This window comes from Corynebacterium sp. TUM25015 (assembly GCF_056393505.1).
The window spans coordinates 612,664-631,360 of sequence record NZ_CM150783.1 but is presented as its reverse complement, the minus strand read 5'-3'; the positions used below and the strand labels follow the sequence as shown (position 1 = coordinate 631,360).

The following is an 18,697-nucleotide window of genomic DNA, read 5'->3' as shown; positions in this document are numbered from 1 at the left end:
TATATTATTGACGCCCCTATTCCCGCGAACCGCAAACGTCGAGAAACGTTGCAGGCGCCGGATAGGGGCGGAGTGTGCCAGCTAGATGGGCGTGTGGTTTAGACGATGGCGCGGTCGAGCTCCGCGACAGTCTGCTTGGGGATGAGCGATGCTACAGTCGCAGCGATGCCCAAGATGACCGCGGCGGCGATAAACGCCGTGGTGTAGCCCGCTACGGAGTCCGAGCCTTGGGGAGAGCCGGCGACCTGGAAGACCGGCAGGATGGCGAAGGATACGCCGGCGCCGAGGTTGAAGCCCGCGGAGTTCATGCCGGGCAGGAAGCCCTCGTTATCCTTCGGTGAGTTCACGACACCGAGGTTGTTGATGACAATGTTGCCGACACCCGCGTAGGTGATGCCCAGCAGGATGACAATGATGATCAGAACTGCCAGAGACTTTACGCCGACGAATGCGAGCCCCAGCATCAGCACCGCGCTGGCGATGTTGGCGATGATGATCAGCCGTCCATAGCCCACCCTTGGAGCCCATCGGCCTGCGAAGGGGCCTACTGCCCAGCCGACGAGGGCGTAGGGGGTCAGCAGCCACAGCGAGGCCTTGTCGGCCTCCAGGCCGAAACCTGCATCTGGGTTCTGTGCCAAGGAGATTGCCACACCGTTGACTGCGGCGAACACGCCGGTCATGGTAAGCACGGTAGTGGCCAGCAGCGCCCATGTGTGGCGGCGGGCCAGGTACTTCGGGGCGACCAACGGCTGCGAGTGGCGGCCTTCGTATTTCCAGAAGCCCAGGAATACCGCGGGGCCGATGATCAGCATGGCAATGACGTACAGCCAGTTTGCCTCCCCGGCCTTGCCGGCCTCGTTGACGCCCAGCGTGATGCACAGCACCGAAATCACTAGTAGCGCAGCGCCAGCCCAGTCCATTTTCACATTGTCCGAAGGCTTAGATTCCGGTGCACCGAATGCGACAACGACGGTGGCGATGATGCCAATAATGGCGATGAGCCAGAATACAGAGCGGAAGCCGTAGTTTTCTGCCAGCCAGCCGGCGAGGATAACGTCGATGCCCGCTACGCCACCGTTGATGGCTGCCAGCAGACCCATGAGGGTGCCGAGGCGCACCTCTTCCTTCACCTGGCTGCGCAAGATGATGAGGGTCATGGGAATTGTCGGGCCGGCGATGCCCTGCATGGCACGGGCAACCATCAGCACGCCGATATTGGGTGCCAGCGCGGCGATGAGTCCGCCGAGGGACATTACGCCGAGCATGATGACGAGGATTTTGCGGCGGCCGACGATATCCGACAGGCGCGGTAGGAATAGGCCACACATCGCGCCGCCGGTGAAGAACGCGGTTTGGGTGAGGCCGGTGGCGGCTTCATCTGTATTTAGCTCGCGGGCCATAGTCGCTAGCACTGGGGAGAGCATGGAAGCATTGAGCTGGAAAGCGATTGCCGCGGTGATGAGCACAGTCATCAGCAGGCCGATTCCGCCAGGGCGGGAATCTATCGGGTCGGGCGAGACGGCAGTGCCAGTTTTGCCAGTGGTCGCGCCGGGCGCGTCTGCCGGGGCGCGGTCGGCAGAGGACGGATTGGTGGAATTCATGGGCAACCCCCGAGAGTGCTTAAAGATTTCTGCAAAACGTGTAGCTAGCACGTGTAGTTAGCACTGTAATGCATAGTTAGCGCGACGATAAGGTCTGGCCATTGAGGCGCTTGCCACTTATCTAAAGGTAAACAGAGTATTAATAAAGGTCGTCGCGTGAGTGAATATTGTTGGACAAATCGATAACGAGGTAGTCGATTGAGGACGCGTTGGGGGCGAAATGAAGCCCATAGAATCATCTTGACCAGCAGTTATGTCTGATACCTGGGGGGTCGCTGGTGCTAGGAAGGGGTTAAGATCCGCAATGTTGTTGAGGCTTTAGGGGCGGAGTAGCTTAACTCACTGTCGGAAAACTACAGGAACCACGCGAGTGGCCTGCGACCAACTTATTCCGATCTCATCGCCATTAATAGCAGTAACTTAATGTTTAAGGGGTCACTGTCGTGACAACGACGCTCATCATCATGGTCATCGTAGTGCTCACCGCACTAGCTTTTGACTTCACCAATGGCTTCCACGACACCGCTAACGCGATGGCTACGTCCATCGCTACCGGTGCCTTGAAGCCCTTCACTGCAGTAGCTATTTCCGCTGCCCTAAACCTGGTCGGTGCGTTCTTGTCCGTCAACGTTGCCGCCACAGTCGCCAAGGGCATCGTCAACCTTGATTCTTATGACTTGGCGAATAGCGGGGATGGCGACGCGCTGCTCCTTGTCGTGTTCACCGGTCTGATCGGTGGCATCTTCTGGAACCTATTTACCTGGCTGCTGGGTCTGCCCTCCAGCTCGTCTCACGCTCTGTTCGGTGGACTCATCGGCGCCGCTTTCGCTGCCCTGGGCACCGGTGGCGTGGCCTGGAGCTCCATCCTGGGCAAGATCATCGTGCCTGCGGTTGCCTCCCCGTTCATCGCTGCAATGGTCTCCGCTGTCGGCACCTTCATGATCTACTGGGTGACGAACACCATTCCGAACAAGGTGAAGAACGAGCACTTCCGCCACGGACAGATCGTCACGGCCTGCCTGGTCTCCCTCGCGCACGGTGCTGGTGACGCCCAGAAGACCATGGGTGTTATCTTCCTGGCGCTGGTTGCAGCCGGCTCCGCCGACGAAGCCGCCCGCATCCCGACCTGGGTCATCATTGCTTGTGCAGTTGCCATCGCAGCCGGCACCCTGTCCGGCGGCTGGCGTGTGATCCGCACCCTGGGTAAGGGTCTGGTCGAGATCGAGTCCCCGCAGGGCATGGCCGCAGAGTCCAGCTCCGCAGCTATCATCCTGACCTCCGCTGCAGGCGGCATGGCACTGTCCACCACTCACGTCTCCACCGGCTCCATCCTGGGTACCGGCCTGGGCCGCAAGGGTGCGAAGGTCCGCTGGGGCGTGGCAATGCGCATGGTCGCTGCATGGCTGATTACCCTGCCGTGTGCCGCGTTTGTCGGCTTCGCATCCTGGTGGGTCGCCACCGGCGTGTCCAAGATGACCAACACCATGGGCGGTGTGATCGTTGACTTCATCCTGCTGATCGCTATGGCTGCAGCAATCATCATCCGCGCCCGCATGAACCCGGTTGACGCTAACAACGTCAACGACGATTGGGATCCGGACTCCGAGTCTGTCGACTCCTCCATGAAGACCGGTACCACCGCAGCCGCTGCCAAGACCACCGATCGCCAGCCCACTACCGAGCATGATCCGGAGATGGTCGGAGCCGGTTACCCCACCCCTTCTGACACTGTCGCTGAGGTCGTTGCAGACCCCAAGCACCCTGGCCTAGGCAACGACGGCAAGTAGCCACAACACACAGGCACACAAGCCCCACCTTGGCTCGTTGGAGCCAAAGCTAAAAACACAGAAAGTGTGAAGAACAATGACTGCCCCTGAAATTTTCCAGGCCATCATCCGAGTCGCTGCCCTGGCTCTTCTGTTCGGCGCTGGTATTCCTGTTCTGTTCTCCCTTGGCATGCGCTGCATGACTGGTGACCCTATCCGCGACGATAACGGTGTCATCGTTGGAGATACCGAGGCCTCGACGCAGATGAAGGTTCTCGGCTGGACCGTGTACGCGGTACTGGCAGCCGTGATCCTGCTGGGTATCGTCTGGGTGGCGAAGGATTCCCTGAACCACTACTTCGGCTGGAACCTGTTCCCAGGTATGTCTGGCCACCACTAAAAACACCGGGGTTGAGAGCCCCGGCTTCAGACACACGACTATCGCCAAACGGCCTGCGAAGTGATCTACTTCACTTTGCAGGCCGTTTGTACTTTTTCTGTCAAGATTCCGGAAAATTGTGGACTTTTGGAAATTTGTTGGTAAATTCAACCGTTGTAACAAATGCGGTATCTCCAGAAGAGCCACCGCATTGCGAAGGCACCATTCAAATTCGAAAGTAAAGAGGTGAGCCAAATGATGACCTTCAATGAGATCTTCAGCAAGGTTTCGACAGCATTCACGAGCTCCACCGGGACCGGCTTGGACGTGCTCAATGGCGTTCAGACCGAGGAGCGTATTGCGATGGAGCTGTTCGCGAACGATACGATCCCCGCGACCACCAGCGATATCGCTAACGCCTACCGCACTGTCTTGGGGCATGAGGCCAGCGTAGAAGACCTCCTCGACACGGAGAACTACCTGTTGGCCTTCGGCTGGCTGTGCTAAGAAGCACAGCACCTCCTCACATTCCGCGCCAGCATGTGCAGTGTGCGGACTGCGCAGTGTGCGGACTGCGCAGTGTGCGGACTGCGCAGTGTGAGGACTATGCAGTGTAAGGACTATGCAAAGTCCGTGTTGCCGATGCGTTGCAGCGCATCGACCAGCAAATCCCAGAACCGATCCGCGTCGACGTCCACCGCAACGCGTGTGCGCAACGGAGCCGTAGTGGCGTCGGCACTAGAAACATCAGAATCATCGGCCATGCCCAGTGCGGTCGGATCCTGACCACCTTCCTGGCTGCCCCATGTGCGCCGCAGATCCACGACAGTCGCTCCGCGCGTGAACTGACCCTGCGTCTCTACGTCAATCGGTGCTAGCACAGTGCGTACGACCTGCGGATCCGCGACGGCTGCCACGGCCAGAGGGTCGTGCATCGGCGGGCCTGGGTAGTGCCGCTCCTTCATATAGGCCGCGCCGAAAAACTCCACCAGTTCTGCGATGAAGGTCGCTACATCAGTGCCGACGCTCGTCAGTTGTGCCATCCGCTCGGGCGTGGCCAGCACCTTGTGAGTGACGTCCAGCCCCACCATCGTCACAGGCCAACCCGCGCCGAACACGATCTTCGCGGCCTCCGGATCCGCCAGGATGTTGAACTCGGCGCTGGCAGTCATGTTGCCCGCGTGGTGCGCTCCGCCCATCAGGGTGACGCCACCTACCCGTTCAACCAGTTCCGGATACATGCGGGCGAACAGGGCGATGTTGGTCAAAGCTCCTGTCGGGACGATGGTGACAGTTCCCGGCTCGTTGTCCCGGATGATGTCTGCAATGAGGTTAACTGCGTGGCGCGGGTCTCGTTCAGCGCCAGGGGTGGGTAGCTGGGGGCCGTCCAGGCCGCTGTCTCCGTGAATTTCCTCCGGGATGATCTGCGGTGCCACCAGCGGCCGGTCGGCTCCGGCGGCGAAGGGAATGCCGGTGATGTTGCCGACTTTCGCCAGCGCCAGCGCATTCTTGGTGACCTTTTCTAACGTCTGGTTACCCGCCACCGTGGTGACTGCCAGCAGGTCGAGATTTGGGTTCCCCCAGGCCAGCAGCATCGCAATGGCGTCGTCGTGGCCAGGATCGCAGTCGAGGATGATCTTTCGTACGGAGTTGGTTGGCACGGTGTTGGTTGGCACAGAGTTAGCTGGCACGGTGTTGGCATTTGCAGTCATTTAAGCATCCCCTAGGCGACGGATTTCGTTTTCAGTGGCGTAGCTTCCAGCGGCTCCGCGCTTCTGCGTGGCCAGTGCCCCGGCTGCCGCTCCCAGCGTGCAGGCATCCACGAGGGTCTCCCCTTGTGCCAGCGCGGCGGCGAGCGTGCCGCAGAAGGCATCACCTGCACCAGTGGTGTCTACGACATGTTCGACGTAGACGGCGGGAATGTGCACCGGTTCGGCGTCCTTTTCCAAGATCAGCGCACCACGCTGCCCCAAAGTAACGACGACGGAGCGGGCCGTGGCCCGCAGGTCTTCGATAAGGTCCTCGACAGGAGTGCCGGGGGCGGCGTCGAGCACGGCGGCGGCCTCGCCTTCGTTCAGGACTAGTGGGTCGGCAGCGGCCAGTAGTTCGGGATCGCGCGTGGTTACCGGCGCGAGGTTCAGCACCAGTCGAGTGTCCGAGTTCGCCACCAGTTTCGGCAGTTCCGCACTGTGTTCAGGGGTGAGCTCGCCTTGCGCCAGGACAATCGGCACCGGCCCCTGGCGTCGCAGCTCGTCGACAGTTTCGCGCTGCTGGGCGGGGCTGACCAGCTCGTTTGCGCCGGAAGTGACGATGATGATGTTCTCACCGCTGGGATCGTTCATGATGAATGCGCGCCCCGTCGGCTGCCTACTCGTGACTAAGTAGTCGGTGTTCACACCGTGTTCGCGCAGCTGCTGCAGGGCCAGCTCGCCCTGTGGGTCGTTGCCTACCGCAGACAAAAGGACGGTATTGACGCCCATATGTGCGCACGCTGCCGCCTGATTAGCGCCCTTTCCGCCGAGACCCTCTATGCCGGGTTTTGCAATGGTAGTTTCCCCTGGTAGAGGGAAGTTTTGGACGGTGACGAAGGTATCTACGTTAGTGGTGCCTGATACGACGACGGTGGCGTTGCTGTCTCTCATGCCTCCCCAGGGTACTGCGTTGGGCGAGGGTTGGGCGAGGGTTGGGCGGGGGTTGGCTGGGGTCGTCTGCAGGCTGGTTGCGGGGCAGTGTGTGGGCTCCCCTGGAGACTCATCCGGGGGTTCAGCGCGGCCAGATGTCGCTGAATCGGGAATCTATGAGCAAAAAGTCGAGGAAAAATTTTTTTGCAAGGCCCTGACCTGCGCAAATGCACAAGTGGGAATCATTCCCTTTAACACATTCCCGTTCTAACGACATTGTCCTTGCCCTGCACCCTGCCGAGGGCAGAAAAAGCCCCCGGCGAAAGTGAACTGTGGCTTAGCGCCGTGCCGAATCCTGGGCGGACGCTGCGCGCTTCGCAGCTTCCCAGTCCACGCCGCCGCCCTCACAGGAACCGTTCAAAGAGCAGCTGCCGCAGGCCTGCCCGCTGGCGCACGCCTCCGCGCTGACGGTACCGCCCGCCTTACCGGTCGCTTCGCCGGGTGAAGTACAGCATGCTGCGCCGGTAGCAGCATCGGCAGCCTCGCTGGAACCGGAGCAGCAGGAGTCCGAGGTGGCGTCACCGCTAGAGCAACAGGAAGAATCGGCGGCCTCGAGCTGAGCGGCACGGGCATCCAGGCGTGCGACGGTGTGGGCGCCCAGAGCAGAGCCCAGGCCGATCAAAAATACGGCACCGATCAGCAACAATGCGAAGACCAACCACATCCAGCCGCTCACCTTCAAGGTGATCAGCGCCGCGCCCAGGAATGCCGCACCCGCGCCCATCCAAGCCGGGCCGACGATCTTGTGTGCGGTGATCCAGAGTTCCTCGGACTTACGCACCTCCGGAACTCGCAGGCCAACCACTGGATTCCCCGGCAGCTTCCCCATTGCTCCCAGCAGCCCCGCGACGAAGAAAGCCAGCCCCACTAATACCAACACGACGGTCAAGACGATCATGGAAAACAGTCTATTACCGCAGGTGGCCAACAAGCCAAACGCAATAACCTGCCCTGTCCGGGCGACCTACTAGACTGTTTAACCATGACGAACGGCAGCACTGCAGACAATTCCTACCGCTATACGCCTGACCTCGCGGCCAAGATCGAGGCCAGGTGGCAGAAGCACTGGGCCGATAACGGCACATTTAACGCCCCGAACCCCACGGGCGACCTAGCCGAGCCGGGCACGGAGCTGCCGGAGGATCGCAAGTTTATCCAGGACATGTTCCCCTACCCCTCCGGTGTGGGCCTGCACGTTGGCCACCCGCTGGGCTACATCGGCACGGACGTGTTCGCGCGATTCCACCGCATGAAGGGCGCAAATGTCCTGCATACGCTGGGTTATGATGCGTTTGGCCTGCCTGCCGAACAATATGCCGTGCAGACGGGCACCCACCCGCGCACCACCACCATGGCGAATATCTCCAATATGGAACGCCAGCTGGGTCGCCTGGGTCTGGGACACGACAAGCGCCGCAGTTTCGCCACCACGGATACCGACTACTACCGCTGGACTCAGTGGATTTTCCTGCAGATTTACAACTCCTGGTTCGACCCGGAGGCCAAGAACGCCAACGGCACCCTGGGTAAGGCCCGCCCCATCTCCGAGCTGGAAGAGAAGCTGGCCACCGAGCGTGCCGACTGGGCGGAGCTCAGCGCTGTCGAGAAGCAGGAGATCCTGGATAGCCACCGCTTGGTCTACCGCTCCAACTCCACGGTGAACTGGTGCCCCGGCCTGGGCACAGTACTGGCCAACGAAGAAGTTACGGCGGAAGGGCGCTCCGAGCGCGGAAACTTCCCGGTCTTCCGCAAAAACCTACAGCAGTGGATGATGCGTATCACCGCGTACTCCGAGCGGCTGATCGACGACCTTGAGTACCTCGACTGGCCGGAGAAGGTGAAGTCGATGCAGCGCAACTGGATCGGCCGTTCCCGTGGTGCGGAGGTTACATTTGACTGCCTCGGCCACGACATTGATGTCTTCACCACCCGCCCGGACACGCTCTTCGGTGCGACGTATATGGTGCTGGCCCCGGAACACGAGCTGGTCGATACCCTCGTCGCGCAGGCTGGTTCTTCTGCGGGTGATGACGCCTACGCGGATGTTGACCCACGGTGGACCTATGGGCAGGCGAACCCGACTGCTGCAGTGGAGGCATACCGTGCGGCAATCGCCGCCAAGTCAGATCTGGAGCGTCAGGAGAATAAGGAAAAGACGGGCGTTTTCCTGGGCGTTTATGCCACCAATCCAGTCAATGGTGCACAGGTGCCAGTCTTCATCGCGGACTATGTGCTGACGGGTTATGGCACCGGCGCGATCATGGCCGTGCCGGCGCATGACACGCGCGACTTTGAGTTCGCCACCGAGTTCGGGCTGCCAATTGTGCCGGTGCTGTCCGCTGAGGGCGCTGAAGCTGGCTCTGAGGCCGGGGACGGAGCCGAAATGACGGAGGCGTTCACCGAAGACGGTCCGCACATCAACTCCAACAACTCCGATGGCCTGGAGCTCAATGGACTGGGCAAGGCTGAGGCCATCGACAAGGCCATTGAATGGCTGGAAGCCAAGGGCACCGGCAGTGGCAAGATCCAGTACAAGCTGCGGGACTGGCTGTTCGCCCGCCAGCGCTACTGGGGTGAACCCTTCCCCATCGTTTATGACGAGAACGGCGTGGCGCACGCCCTGCCGGAGGAGATGCTTCCCGTCGAACTGCCGGAAGTAGAGGACTACAAGCCCGTCAGCTTTGACCCGGAAGACAAGGACTCTGCACCGCAGCCCCCACTGGCCAAGGCTAAGGAGTGGGTTGAGGTCACCCTGGATCTCGGCGACGGCGAGAAAACCTACTACCGGGACACGAACGTCATGCCGCAGTGGGCGGGTTCCTCGTGGTACCAGTTGCGCTACATCGACCCGAATAACGACAATGCCCTGGTAGACATCGAAAATGAGCGTTACTGGGTTGGCCCGCGCGAAGGTCGCCCCTCTGGCGGTGTGGATCTGTACGTGGGCGGCGTGGAACACGCCGTGCTGCACCTGCTGTATGCCCGTTTCTGGCACAAGGTGCTCTTTGACCTGGGTGTTGTCTCCAGCTTCGAGCCCTACTACCGCCTGTACAACCAGGGCTATATCCAGGCTTATGCCTACACGGATTCCCGCGGCGTATACGTACCTGCAGAAGAGGTCACCGAGCGCGACGGTAAGTTCTTCTGGGTTCGCACAGCCGATGACGCTGAGGGCGTCGACAAGGAAGAAGAGGTATTCCAGGAATACGGCAAGATGGGCAAGTCCCTGAAGAACGCGGTCTCGCCAGACGAGATCTGCGATGACTACGGTGCGGACACCCTGCGCGTATACGAGATGGCGATGGGTCCACTCGACACGTCGCGACCATGGGCGACGAAGGACGTGGTGGGTGCGCAGCGCTTCCTGCAGCGCGCGTGGCGCCTCGCCGTGGATGAGAACACGGGTGAGTGCTCTGTGAGCGATGACGCCCTCACGGATGATGACCTGAAGGTTCTGCACAGGACCGTCCAGGGCGTTCACGAGAACTATGCAGAGCTGCGCGACAACACAGCCGTCGCGAAGCTGATCGAGTACGTGAATTACCTGACGAAGACGTACTCCACGGGACAGACTCCGCGTGCGGCCGTGGAACCGCTAGTGCAGATGCTTGCACCGGTGGCTCCGCACATTGCCGAGGAGATGTGGGAGGTGCTGGGGCACGCCGATGGCATCACTTACGTTCCCTTCCCGGAGTGGGACGAGAAGTGGCTGGTGGATGACACCATCGAGCTGCCCGTGCAGGTTATGGGCAAGCTACGTGGCCGCATCAACGTGGCGGCGGATGCTTCACGAGAGGACATTGAGGCCGCTGCGCTGGAAGAACCGAACGTGGCAGCGCACATCGAGGGTAAGACGGTGGCGAAGATCATCGTCGTGCCGGGCAAGATGGTGAACGTCGTCGCAAAGTAGCGCGCGGCGGCGCCTTTTAGAGGTTGTGGTCGAGGATCAGGTAGGCGCCAACTGACGTGATCCAAGCCATGCAGAACGGCATAATGAACCAGATCACCGCCACCCATGGGCGCCAGCGCTGGTGCTTCTTCCACTTGTAATAGGTGATAAAGGCCGAGCCGAACAGGCCGAAAAACGCCAGCGAGGTAGGAACGATAGCGAAGAGCAGCTGGAACGTGCGGCTACACAGCTGAGCGGAGGAATCAGCCTCGCAGTACGGCCCGCCAACGGCCTTCGAGGCCACCCAAATCAAAATGGCGGATAGCGTGGTCGACACAATCACGCCGATGAAGAACCGTATCGCCTGGCGGGTGGACTTATTGTTGCGCTCCAGGCGGAGCAAAGGGTCGGCTTCGTAGTCGAGCTCCGAGGGCGCGCCTGGACGATCAAGGTCGGAGAGCTCACTCGGAAAATCCAGGTCGTTCGCACGAGGATCGGCGTCAGGGCTCGGTTTATCAGCAGGTGAGGGGCTATCGTTCAAACCATCAGTGCTCATAATGCCCTCAAATCTACACGCCGGGTAATGGCTTAAGACTTAGACCGTGCTCAGCAGCACCGGTACCGGACTGTGGCGCAGAATCTGGTTTGTCGACGGGCCGATGAACACGCGGTGGAAACCACCCAATGTGCTGGACCCCATGACCAGCAGATCGCCCTTCTTCCACTTCAGGGCATTGATCGCGCCGGACCAGCCATAGCCGCTACCGACTTCCATCTGCACAGTCAGGTCGCCGTGCCGGTTCAGCGCGCGGTCACGTCCGCGATCCAGCAGTGCCAGCGCCTGCTCGCGCCATTCGACCATCATGTCTGAGTTATCGATAAATTCCGTCTCCGTCGGGTACATCGTTGCCCCGCGTGGGCTAAACGCCACCAGCCGCAGCGGCACATTCCACCGGTGCGCCAGATCGGCGGCGCGACGCAGGGCCTCATGCGACTGATCGGTGTCGATGTAACAGCAATTGACCCTGGTGACGCCACGTTTCGACAACTTCGGCGTCCGCGGAGCCAATAGCAAAGGCAGCGGAGCGTAATGCAGCAAAGCATCCGCCGTCGAGCCGATCCTAAAGCGAGAATGCGGCGCGGCAGGATGGGAGCCCAAGATCATCATGTCGGCGTTGAACTCGGTGGCGGCGTCGATAAGAGCCTTCGTCTCCGAGTGATCGACAGTGACGGAGGAGGGCTCGTCGGCGTCAAGCATAGAATCCGGCAATTTTGCCAGGTCAAGAGCCTTCTGCGCGGCGGAGGAGACTGCCTTTGATTCCTTTTCGATCCACTGTGAGTAGTTATCGAACTCCAGCTCGGGCTGTGCGGTCCAGGAACGCGAAATGACGGTTGCAGTGCGCACTGCCACGGTTTCCGTGCGGCCGAGCCAGGCTGCGACCTGCGCGGCTTCGTCACCGGCAGATTCCGGACGCCACGTAAGGAGCAGGCGGAGGGGATCGTGGGACTTAGGGGTGTTGCTCAAGGAAGTTTGCTCGCTAGCTCCAGCTTCTAGTGCTGGTCGTTGTTCAGCTTTGCCTCTATAGCCTCAGTGTAGCGACGTAGCACCAGTTCGATAACTGGGGTGGCCTTTGCTACTTCCTTGAGTTCTTCATCGCTGAGGCTAGCCAGCATGCTGGAGAGTTGCTCGGCGCGTTCTTCGGAAAGGCGACGCAGCTCTTCGCGTCCCTTATCGGTCAGGGTGACGCTGACGCCGCGGCGGTCGGAAGTGTCGCGTACGCGAGTGACCAGGTCCATTGTCTCTAGCTGGTTAACAGCGTTAGAGGCGGTGGGCATCCGGATCGTCTCGGTGGCCGCGATTTGGCTGATGCGCATCGGGCCGTTCTCCTCGAGGATCATGAGGATGGAAAGTTGCGCCATACTGATGTGCGAGTTCTCTGTCTGGCGGAAGTACAGCAGGTACAGCCGCGTCAGAGGGAGGCGCAATTCTTTGGCGATTTCTAAGGGTGTGGAAGCCATAGGTACTAAAATACAACAGTTTTGGTTGTAAATGCACAAGCGGGGCGCTGGACACGGAGGTTTTGCCCCCATCTGAAAGCGGTGAATAGCGGTGACGTTCGCTGTTGCGGAGCTGTGCATCGAAACGAATTACCCCACCGCCTTGGGTGGGGTGCAGGGGTGCAGGAGTACAGGGGCGCAGGGTGCACAGGGCGCACAGGGTTGTTGCGCCGGGACAGGGTAAAGGTGCTATGCCCCGTTAATGAACTCCTCCAGCTGCGCGCGGGCGACATCGTCCGGCAGCTGCACGGGCGGAGACTTCATTAGGTAGCTAGAGGCAGCGTCGACCGGGCCGGCCACTCCCCTATCCAGCGCGATCTTGGCGGCGCGCACAGCGTCGATGATGATGCCCGCGGAGTTCGGGGAGTCCCAGACCTCCAGTTTGTACTCCAGGTTCAGTGGAACTTCGCCGAATGCGGAGCCCTCGAGGCGGACATAAGCCCACTTGCGATCGTCCAGCCACTCCACGTAGTCCGAGGGGCCGATGTGGACGTTCCGGTCGTGTACCTTGCCGGCCAGCGGGCCTTCCTGCAGGTTGGACGTGACGGCCTGGGTCTTGGAGATCTTCTTGGACTCCAGGCGATCACGATCCAGCATGTTCTTAAAGTCCATGTTGCCGCCGACGTTCAGCTGCATGGTGCGCTCCAGGCGCACGCCGCGCTCCTCGAACAAACGTGCCAGCACACGGTGGGTGATAGTAGCGCCGACCTGGGACTTGATGTCGTCGCCAACGATCGGCAGGCCAGCGGCGCGGAACTTCTCCGCCCACTCCGGATCGGAGGCGATAAAGACCGGCAGGGCGTTCACGAAGGCACAGCCTGCGTCGATGGCGCACTGTGCGTAGAAGCGGTCGGCCTCTTCAGAACCGACTGGCAGGTAGCTGACCAGCACGTCTACGTTCGCGTCCCGCAGGGCCTGCGGCACGTCGACGGGTTCTGCGTCGGATTCGGTGATGCTCTCCTGGTAGTGGCGGCCGAGGCCATCAAAGGTGTGGCCACGCTGGACGGTCACGCCGGTGTGCGGGACATCGGCGATCTTAATGGTGCAGTTCATGCCTGCATAGATCGCCTCAGAAACGTCTTTGCCAACCTTGTCCGCGTCTACGTCGAAGGCAGCGGTCACGCGCACGTCGCCCACCGAGTAGGGGCCGAACTTGGTGTGCATGAGACCTGGGACGTCCTGGGACGCATCGGCGTCAGAATAAAGGTGGATTCCCTGAATCAGCGAGGTCGCGCAGTTACCGAGCCCCACGATAGCGATGTTGCAAGTATTCGTAGTCATGCGGACAACCGTAGGGCGAGAGCCGCGGAAAACTGCTCTTCATCGGCAGGTTAACCGATCAAGCTAGCCCGGTTTATCGATCAAGCTACGGGGAGAAGGGGTTGTCCGGAGCGTGTTTACAATATGGGTGTGTCGATTTCGCGAAGGGTTCTTGATAGGTCACTCGATCGCCGTCGCGCCCTATCCGAGGTGCGTGCGGTCGAGCGCTTTATTGGTGACGCCACCCCGCGGCTCCTATCCTCCGCGGAGGTTCTAGGACGGGCAGTTGATCGCCCGTGTCCGGTGTGTGGAAAGCCTTATTTAAAGGAAACGCAGTGGATTCACGGCACTGTATTAGGTGAAAAGTCGGGTACAGCGCGTAGTGTAAGAGAGATCAATGGTGTGATTGAGACACTCGTGGATAAACAGCAGAATGCTGAGTTTTCGATACACACCGTTGAAGTGTGCATGAAGTGTAGATGGAATCACTTGATCCGAGAAGAGCTGATCGGAATCACGATCGATAATCAGGAGACTCGTCTAGTTGAGTAGCGACAAGCCGTCCAAGAACCCTTACTCCCGCGGTGGTGCCGGTAATTCCGGTAGTGGCCGCTCCAGCAACGGCCGGAGTGGACAGCGGAAGCCGGGGCAACCGGGCAAGCCGGGGCAGAGCCGTGCCGGGCAGGGGCAGCCAGGTAAGTCTGGACAGCCAGGCCGGTTGAACCAGCACCGGGCCGCTAAGGGCGGCAAGCCGGGTTCCCGCAAAGCTGCACAAGGCGGTGCGCCTGGTCAGCGTCGCGCCGGACAGGGCCAGCCAAGTCGGTCGGGTCAGCCGGGTAGGCCTGGTAGACCGGGTCAGCGGCGTGTCGGACAGGGCCAGCCAGGTAAGTCCGGACAGCACCGGGTCGGGCAGAGAAGCAGGGTCAGCCAGGCAGGCCAGCCAGGTAGGCCGGGCGCGCGTAAGCCGGGCCAGAATCGCAGTGCACAGCCGGGCAAGCGTCGAGCTGCTGCTGGCGCGGTGGCGTCACAAAACAAGAGGCCCCAAAAGAACGGTCCGCAGAGAAACGGACTGCAGAAGAATGGTCCGCAGACTCGGATGAAGAAGGATGGGAGCCGCTCCGTGGGCGAAGGAAAGCTAAAGGCAAGAACACGTAAGAAGCGCAGTTGGCGCGACAAGCGAACCCTGCGCAACTTTTTTGCAGGGTTGGCTGCCGTGATGGCGGTCATGATTATCGTGCCGCTGGTGGCCTTCTTTACGGCCTATTCGGTGACGAAGGTGCCAGAGCCGGAAGAGCTGGTGAACAACCAGATCTCCTACATCATGGCGAGTGATAACAACACTGAGCTGGCGCGCATCGTGCCGCCGGAGGGCAACCGCCAGAACGTGAAATTGGACGAAGTGCCAATGGCAGTGCGCCAGGCCGTTCTGGCCGCTGAGGACCGCGAGTTCTACAGCAACCCTGGTTTCTCAGTTTCCGGCTTTGCCCGCGCAGCTGTCGGCCAGGTGCTGGGCCGCGATGGCGCAGGTGGCGGTTCGACGATCACCCAGCAGTATGTGAAGAACGCGCTGGTGGGTGACGAATTCAGCTTGAGCCGAAAGGCGAAAGAGCTGGTGATTTCCGCAAAGATGGCTCGCGAATGGTCGAAGGACGAGATCCTCGAGGCCTACCTGAACACCATTTACTTCGGGCGCAATGCCTATGGCATTAGCGCAGCGGCGCATGCTTACTTTGATAAGGACGTCAAGGAGCTCAGCCCGGAGGAAGGCGCGGTGCTGGCCGCAACTATTCAGGCACCCTCTGGCCTGGATCCATGGACGAACCGTGAACGCGCCGAATCGCGCTGGAACTACGTGCTCGACGGCATGGTGGGCATTGGTGCGATGAAGGAGGCCGACCGCAAGAACGCCGTTTACCCGAAGGTAAAGGATCCGGCGGAGACCGCCGAGAGCACTCAGGCCGCGGGTACCAACGGACTGATCAAGACGAAGGTTATTGAAGAGCTTGAGCAGGCCGGCATCACCGAGGAACAGGTGAACACGGGTGGCCTGAAGATCACCACCACCATCGACCCGAAGATGCAAGCCGAAGCAGTGGATGAAATCCACAAGAAGATGGAAGGCCAACAGAAGGGCCTACGCACCGCCGTTGTTTCGGTGGATCCGAAGACCGGTGGAGTGCGCTCCTGGTACGGCGGCGATGACCCAGTCGGTTTCGACTTCGCCGGTGCAGGTCTACAGACTGGTTCGACGTTTAAGATCTTCACGCTGGCCGCATACCTCGACCAGGGCGGCAGCATCTACGACCAATTCGACTCCTCCCCTGTCATGACCGGTGATGCGCAGGTTACAAACGTTGGTGGCGCCAGCTGTGGCACCTGTTCCATCGCCGAGGCGCTAAAGCAGTCGCTGAATACCAGCTTCATCCGTCTGACCCAATCGCTGAAGGGCGGCCCGCAAGATGTGGCCGATATGGCGCACCGCCTGGGCGTGGCAGAGGAGCTACCGGGCGTGGGCAAGACGCTCCAGGAGAAGAACGGCAAGCCCGCCGATGGCATTACCCTGGGCATGTACCAGTCCAGCCCGCTGGATATGGCCACCGCCCTGGCGACCATGACCAACGGCGGCGTCTACCACCGTCCGCACTTTGTACAGAAGGTGGAGAACTCCAACGGTGATGTCCTGCTGGATAACACTAAAGACGACGGCGACCGCGTAGTCTCCGAGGAAGTTGCCAACGGAGTGATCCAGGCGATGCAGCCCATCGCCGCCTACTCCAATGGCAACGTGCTGGCCGGTGGTCGCCCATCTGCAGCCAAGACTGGTACCGCGCAGCTGGGTGACACGGGCGAGAACAAGGATGCCTGGATGCTGGGCTCCACCCCGCAGCTCTCCACCGCAGTGTGGGTTGGTACTGCCGACGGCAAGCCAATTCACAACAGCTACGGCGGCATTATGTACGGTTCCGGCTTGCCCGCCCAGATTTGGAAGGGTGTGCTGGATCGCCAGCTGGCAGATTCCGAGATCGAGCAGTTTGGTACCGGAGCAGCTGCCTCGTCAGGCAGCTCCGGTGCCTACAGCGGTGGCGGTGGCGCTGACACTGGCGCTGACGCTGGCGCTGGCGCGGCCGCTGGGGCCGGAACCGAGGGCGAAGCACAGACGGAGCCAGAATCCCCTGCACCAGCCGCACCCCCTTCCCCCCAGTCGCCGCAGCCGGCACCGCGCCAACCCGCCCCGCGGGGCGGTAACCCGCCGGCGAACAACGATCTACAAGACCTGATCGATGGATTCCTCAACCAATAGAAAAATGACCGCCGAGCAGCGAGTACTGCCCTCCCGCACCGAGCCGATGGCGCAGGGCTTCATCCGCTTCATCGGCGGACCACCCGGCGCCCATGCCCTCATCGGGCGGACCCGGTGGTGGACTCCCCTACGCGTACTTCTGGCCACCGCCGCCACCTTCCTGGCATTTGGATGGCTACAGAAGGCCCAATGCCTCCGCACAGCTTTTGACTCTGAGGGGCTCCCCTATATTGACTGGTCCGGGAAGCGCCAATTCACCTCCGCCTGCTACTCCGACACGATTTCGCTATTCGGCAGTCACGGGCTGGATACACTCGACTTCCCCTATTTAACTTCTTTTACTGACGGTGACGACGCCACCAGGTACATGGAATACCCGGTGCTTACCGGTTTGTACCAGTGGCTTGTGGCGGTTATCGCCCAGCCGGTAGGCGTGGTGTGGGACTTCCTTCCCTTGCCGACGGCTGATTCTGCAGCGATCTACTTCGGCGTTAACGCATTCTTCCTAGGCCTCTTTTGGATGGTCGCGACCGGTCTCATGACGAAGCTGACCGGCAACCGGGTATGGGACACCCTGCTGATGGCAGCCTCTCCCCTGGTCATCGTCCACGCATTCACGAACTTCGACCTGCTGGCCTGTGCCGCCGCCGTCGCTATCTTTAGCTTCTGGGCCAACCGCCGCCCCGGCTGGGCGGGTGTGGCTACCGGCGTGGGCGTGGCTCTAAAGCTGTGGCCTGCCTTCATCGGCGGAGCGTTGATCCTGCTCTGCCTGCGCCAGCGCACCTGGGGTCCATTGGCCAAGCTAGTCGGCGGAACCCTCGGCAGTTGGATCGCTGTGAACCTGCCGATCATCCTCCTCGCGCCGACAGGCTGGTCTGAGTTCTTCCGACTGAACTCCGAACGCGGCTGGGAAGGCTCGACCATCTATGCCGTCATTGCACACATCATGGGTAATGACGCCTGGAACGGCGTGTCCCCCTCGAAGTCTGTTGAAGGCGCTGATGCGCTGAACCTGCTGACCGGCGTACTGCTTCTCCTCGTGTTGCTAGCACTGGCATGGCTAGTCATTTTCGCCGCGCCGCGAACCCCGCGAGTAGCTCAGGTAGCATTCCTGGCCACCTTGGCCTTCATGATTACTAATAAAGTGTGGAGCCCCCAGTACTCCATCTGGCTCGTGCCGTTGCTGGTGCTGGCACTCCCCCGCTGGCGACTCGTCTTTGGCTGGGCGGCTCTGGAGGCCGTCTACTGGTACCTGCGCATGTGGCAATTCCTACCCTCCAACCAAGCAGCACCCAATTGGCTGGTCGATAGCGTGACCGTGCTGCGACTGGCGCTGCTGGTGTACATGGCGGTGCTGGTGATCCGACAGATCATGGGACGGATCCCCGACCCGGTACGCGATGCACACGCTGGCCGTGATCCATTGGCCGGTGTACTCGACGATGGTGGCGACGGAGAAATGGGCGTCACAAAGAAAAAAGTGGGTGCTACGAAGAAAGAGAACAACGATGGATAACACGACCGTATTGATCACCATGGCGAGCGTATTCACGGGATTTCTGTTCTTCGGCGGCAGCTTCGCCAGCTTTATGTACGGCAAGTCGAAGAAGCAGGTGTGGACGTTGTTCTGCATCGCCATCGTGTTCCTGACAATTGTGCCGGTGAGCTTGGCGGTATTCGTCGCGGCGTAATGGTCGGCGATACGGGTCAGTAGCGCGGGGACGGGAAGCAAGGGGTTAGTAGCGCGGGGTCAGGTCGCGCG

16 protein-coding genes are annotated in these 18,697 nt (G+C 60.8%); 8 read left to right on the top strand and 8 right to left on the bottom strand.

What is annotated here, in order from left to right:
• Nucleotides 1–98: 98 nt before the first annotated feature.
• A complete protein-coding gene (locus AC06DS_RS02915; protein ID WP_477100947.1) occupies nt 99–1,601 on the bottom strand; it encodes an MFS transporter in 1,503 nt (500 codons plus the stop codon).
• A 443-nt stretch (nt 1,602–2,044) separates the two neighbouring features.
• Between AC06DS_RS02915 and AC06DS_RS02910 the strand changes: the two genes are divergently transcribed.
• From AC06DS_RS02910 to AC06DS_RS02900, 3 genes are all read left to right on the top strand, one after another.
• Nucleotides 2,045–3,388, top strand: a complete 1,344-nt coding sequence (locus AC06DS_RS02910) for an inorganic phosphate transporter (RefSeq protein ID WP_477100946.1) — start codon at nt 2,045–2,047, stop codon at nt 3,386–3,388.
• A gap of 76 nt (nt 3,389–3,464) precedes the next feature.
• Nucleotides 3,465–3,767 (top strand): hypothetical protein, encoded by a 303-nt coding sequence (locus AC06DS_RS02905; protein WP_293792064.1) that lies wholly within the window; start codon nt 3,465–3,467, stop codon nt 3,765–3,767.
• Between the two features lie 234 nt (nt 3,768–4,001).
• Nucleotides 4,002–4,253 carry a hypothetical protein gene (locus tag AC06DS_RS02900; RefSeq protein ID WP_477100945.1) on the top strand — a complete coding sequence of 84 codons (252 nt, stop codon included), beginning with the start codon at nt 4,002–4,004 and terminating at the stop codon, nt 4,251–4,253.
• 113 nt (nt 4,254–4,366) lie between these two features.
• Here AC06DS_RS02900 and AC06DS_RS02895 read toward each other — a convergent pair whose 3' ends face one another.
• The 3 genes from AC06DS_RS02895 to AC06DS_RS02885 all read right to left on the bottom strand — a co-directional run bounded on the left by AC06DS_RS02895 (nt 4,367) and on the right by AC06DS_RS02885 (nt 7,325).
• The gene (locus AC06DS_RS02895; RefSeq protein ID WP_477101168.1) at nt 4,367–5,341 is read right to left on the bottom strand and encodes a nucleoside hydrolase; all 975 of its coding nucleotides are present in this window, start codon (nt 5,339–5,341) and stop codon (nt 4,367–4,369) included.
• Nucleotides 5,342–5,458: 117 nt separating this feature from the next.
• The gene (locus tag AC06DS_RS02890) at nt 5,459–6,388 is read right to left on the bottom strand and encodes a ribokinase (RefSeq protein ID WP_293792060.1); all 930 of its coding nucleotides are present in this window, start codon (nt 6,386–6,388) and stop codon (nt 5,459–5,461) included.
• Between the two features lie 316 nt (nt 6,389–6,704).
• Complete coding sequence (locus AC06DS_RS02885) at nt 6,705–7,325, bottom strand: SdpI family protein (protein ID WP_477100944.1); 621 nt, start codon at nt 7,323–7,325, stop codon at nt 6,705–6,707.
• Nucleotides 7,326–7,409: 84 nt separating this feature from the next.
• On the opposite strand from AC06DS_RS02885, the gene AC06DS_RS02880 reads away from it, so the two are divergent.
• Nucleotides 7,410–10,337, top strand: coding sequence for a leucine--tRNA ligase (locus tag AC06DS_RS02880; protein WP_477100943.1), 2,928 nt, complete (start codon nt 7,410–7,412; stop codon nt 10,335–10,337).
• 16 nt (nt 10,338–10,353) lie between these two features.
• Here the strand turns inward: AC06DS_RS02880 and AC06DS_RS02875 are convergent, their stop codons facing one another.
• From AC06DS_RS02875 to AC06DS_RS02860, 4 genes are all read right to left on the bottom strand, one after another.
• On the bottom strand, nt 10,354–10,872 hold the full coding sequence (locus AC06DS_RS02875; RefSeq protein WP_477100942.1) for a hypothetical protein: 519 nt from the start codon (nt 10,870–10,872) through the stop codon (nt 10,354–10,356).
• Between the two features lie 39 nt (nt 10,873–10,911).
• On the bottom strand, nt 10,912–11,841 hold the full coding sequence (locus AC06DS_RS02870; protein ID WP_448307884.1) for a universal stress protein: 930 nt from the start codon (nt 11,839–11,841) through the stop codon (nt 10,912–10,914).
• 26 nt (nt 11,842–11,867) lie between these two features.
• Nucleotides 11,868–12,335, bottom strand: coding sequence for a MarR family winged helix-turn-helix transcriptional regulator (locus tag AC06DS_RS02865; protein ID WP_448307883.1), 468 nt, complete (start codon nt 12,333–12,335; stop codon nt 11,868–11,870).
• Nucleotides 12,336–12,563: 228 nt separating this feature from the next.
• On the bottom strand, nt 12,564–13,655 hold the full coding sequence (locus AC06DS_RS02860) for an inositol-3-phosphate synthase (protein ID WP_448307882.1): 1,092 nt from the start codon (nt 13,653–13,655) through the stop codon (nt 12,564–12,566).
• 123 nt (nt 13,656–13,778) lie between these two features.
• Between AC06DS_RS02860 and AC06DS_RS02855 the strand changes: the two genes are divergently transcribed.
• From AC06DS_RS02855 to AC06DS_RS02840, 4 genes are read left to right on the top strand one after another with little or no spacing between them, the layout of a single operon-like run.
• Nucleotides 13,779–14,186, top strand: coding sequence for a DUF5318 family protein (locus AC06DS_RS02855; RefSeq protein WP_477100941.1), 408 nt, complete (start codon nt 13,779–13,781; stop codon nt 14,184–14,186).
• Nucleotides 14,179–16,935, top strand: a complete 2,757-nt coding sequence (locus tag AC06DS_RS02850) for a transglycosylase domain-containing protein (RefSeq protein ID WP_477100940.1) — start codon at nt 14,179–14,181, stop codon at nt 16,933–16,935. The genes AC06DS_RS02855 and AC06DS_RS02850 overlap by 8 nt, the downstream gene beginning before the upstream one ends.
• Nucleotides 16,936–16,939: 4 nt before the next feature.
• On the top strand, nt 16,940–18,451 hold the full coding sequence (locus tag AC06DS_RS02845; RefSeq protein ID WP_477100939.1) for a glycosyltransferase family 87 protein: 1,512 nt from the start codon (nt 16,940–16,942) through the stop codon (nt 18,449–18,451).
• Complete coding sequence (locus AC06DS_RS02840) at nt 18,444–18,626, top strand: hypothetical protein (RefSeq protein WP_448307877.1); 183 nt, start codon at nt 18,444–18,446, stop codon at nt 18,624–18,626. The genes AC06DS_RS02845 and AC06DS_RS02840 overlap by 8 nt, the downstream gene beginning before the upstream one ends.
• Nucleotides 18,627–18,697 lie beyond the last annotated feature (71 nt).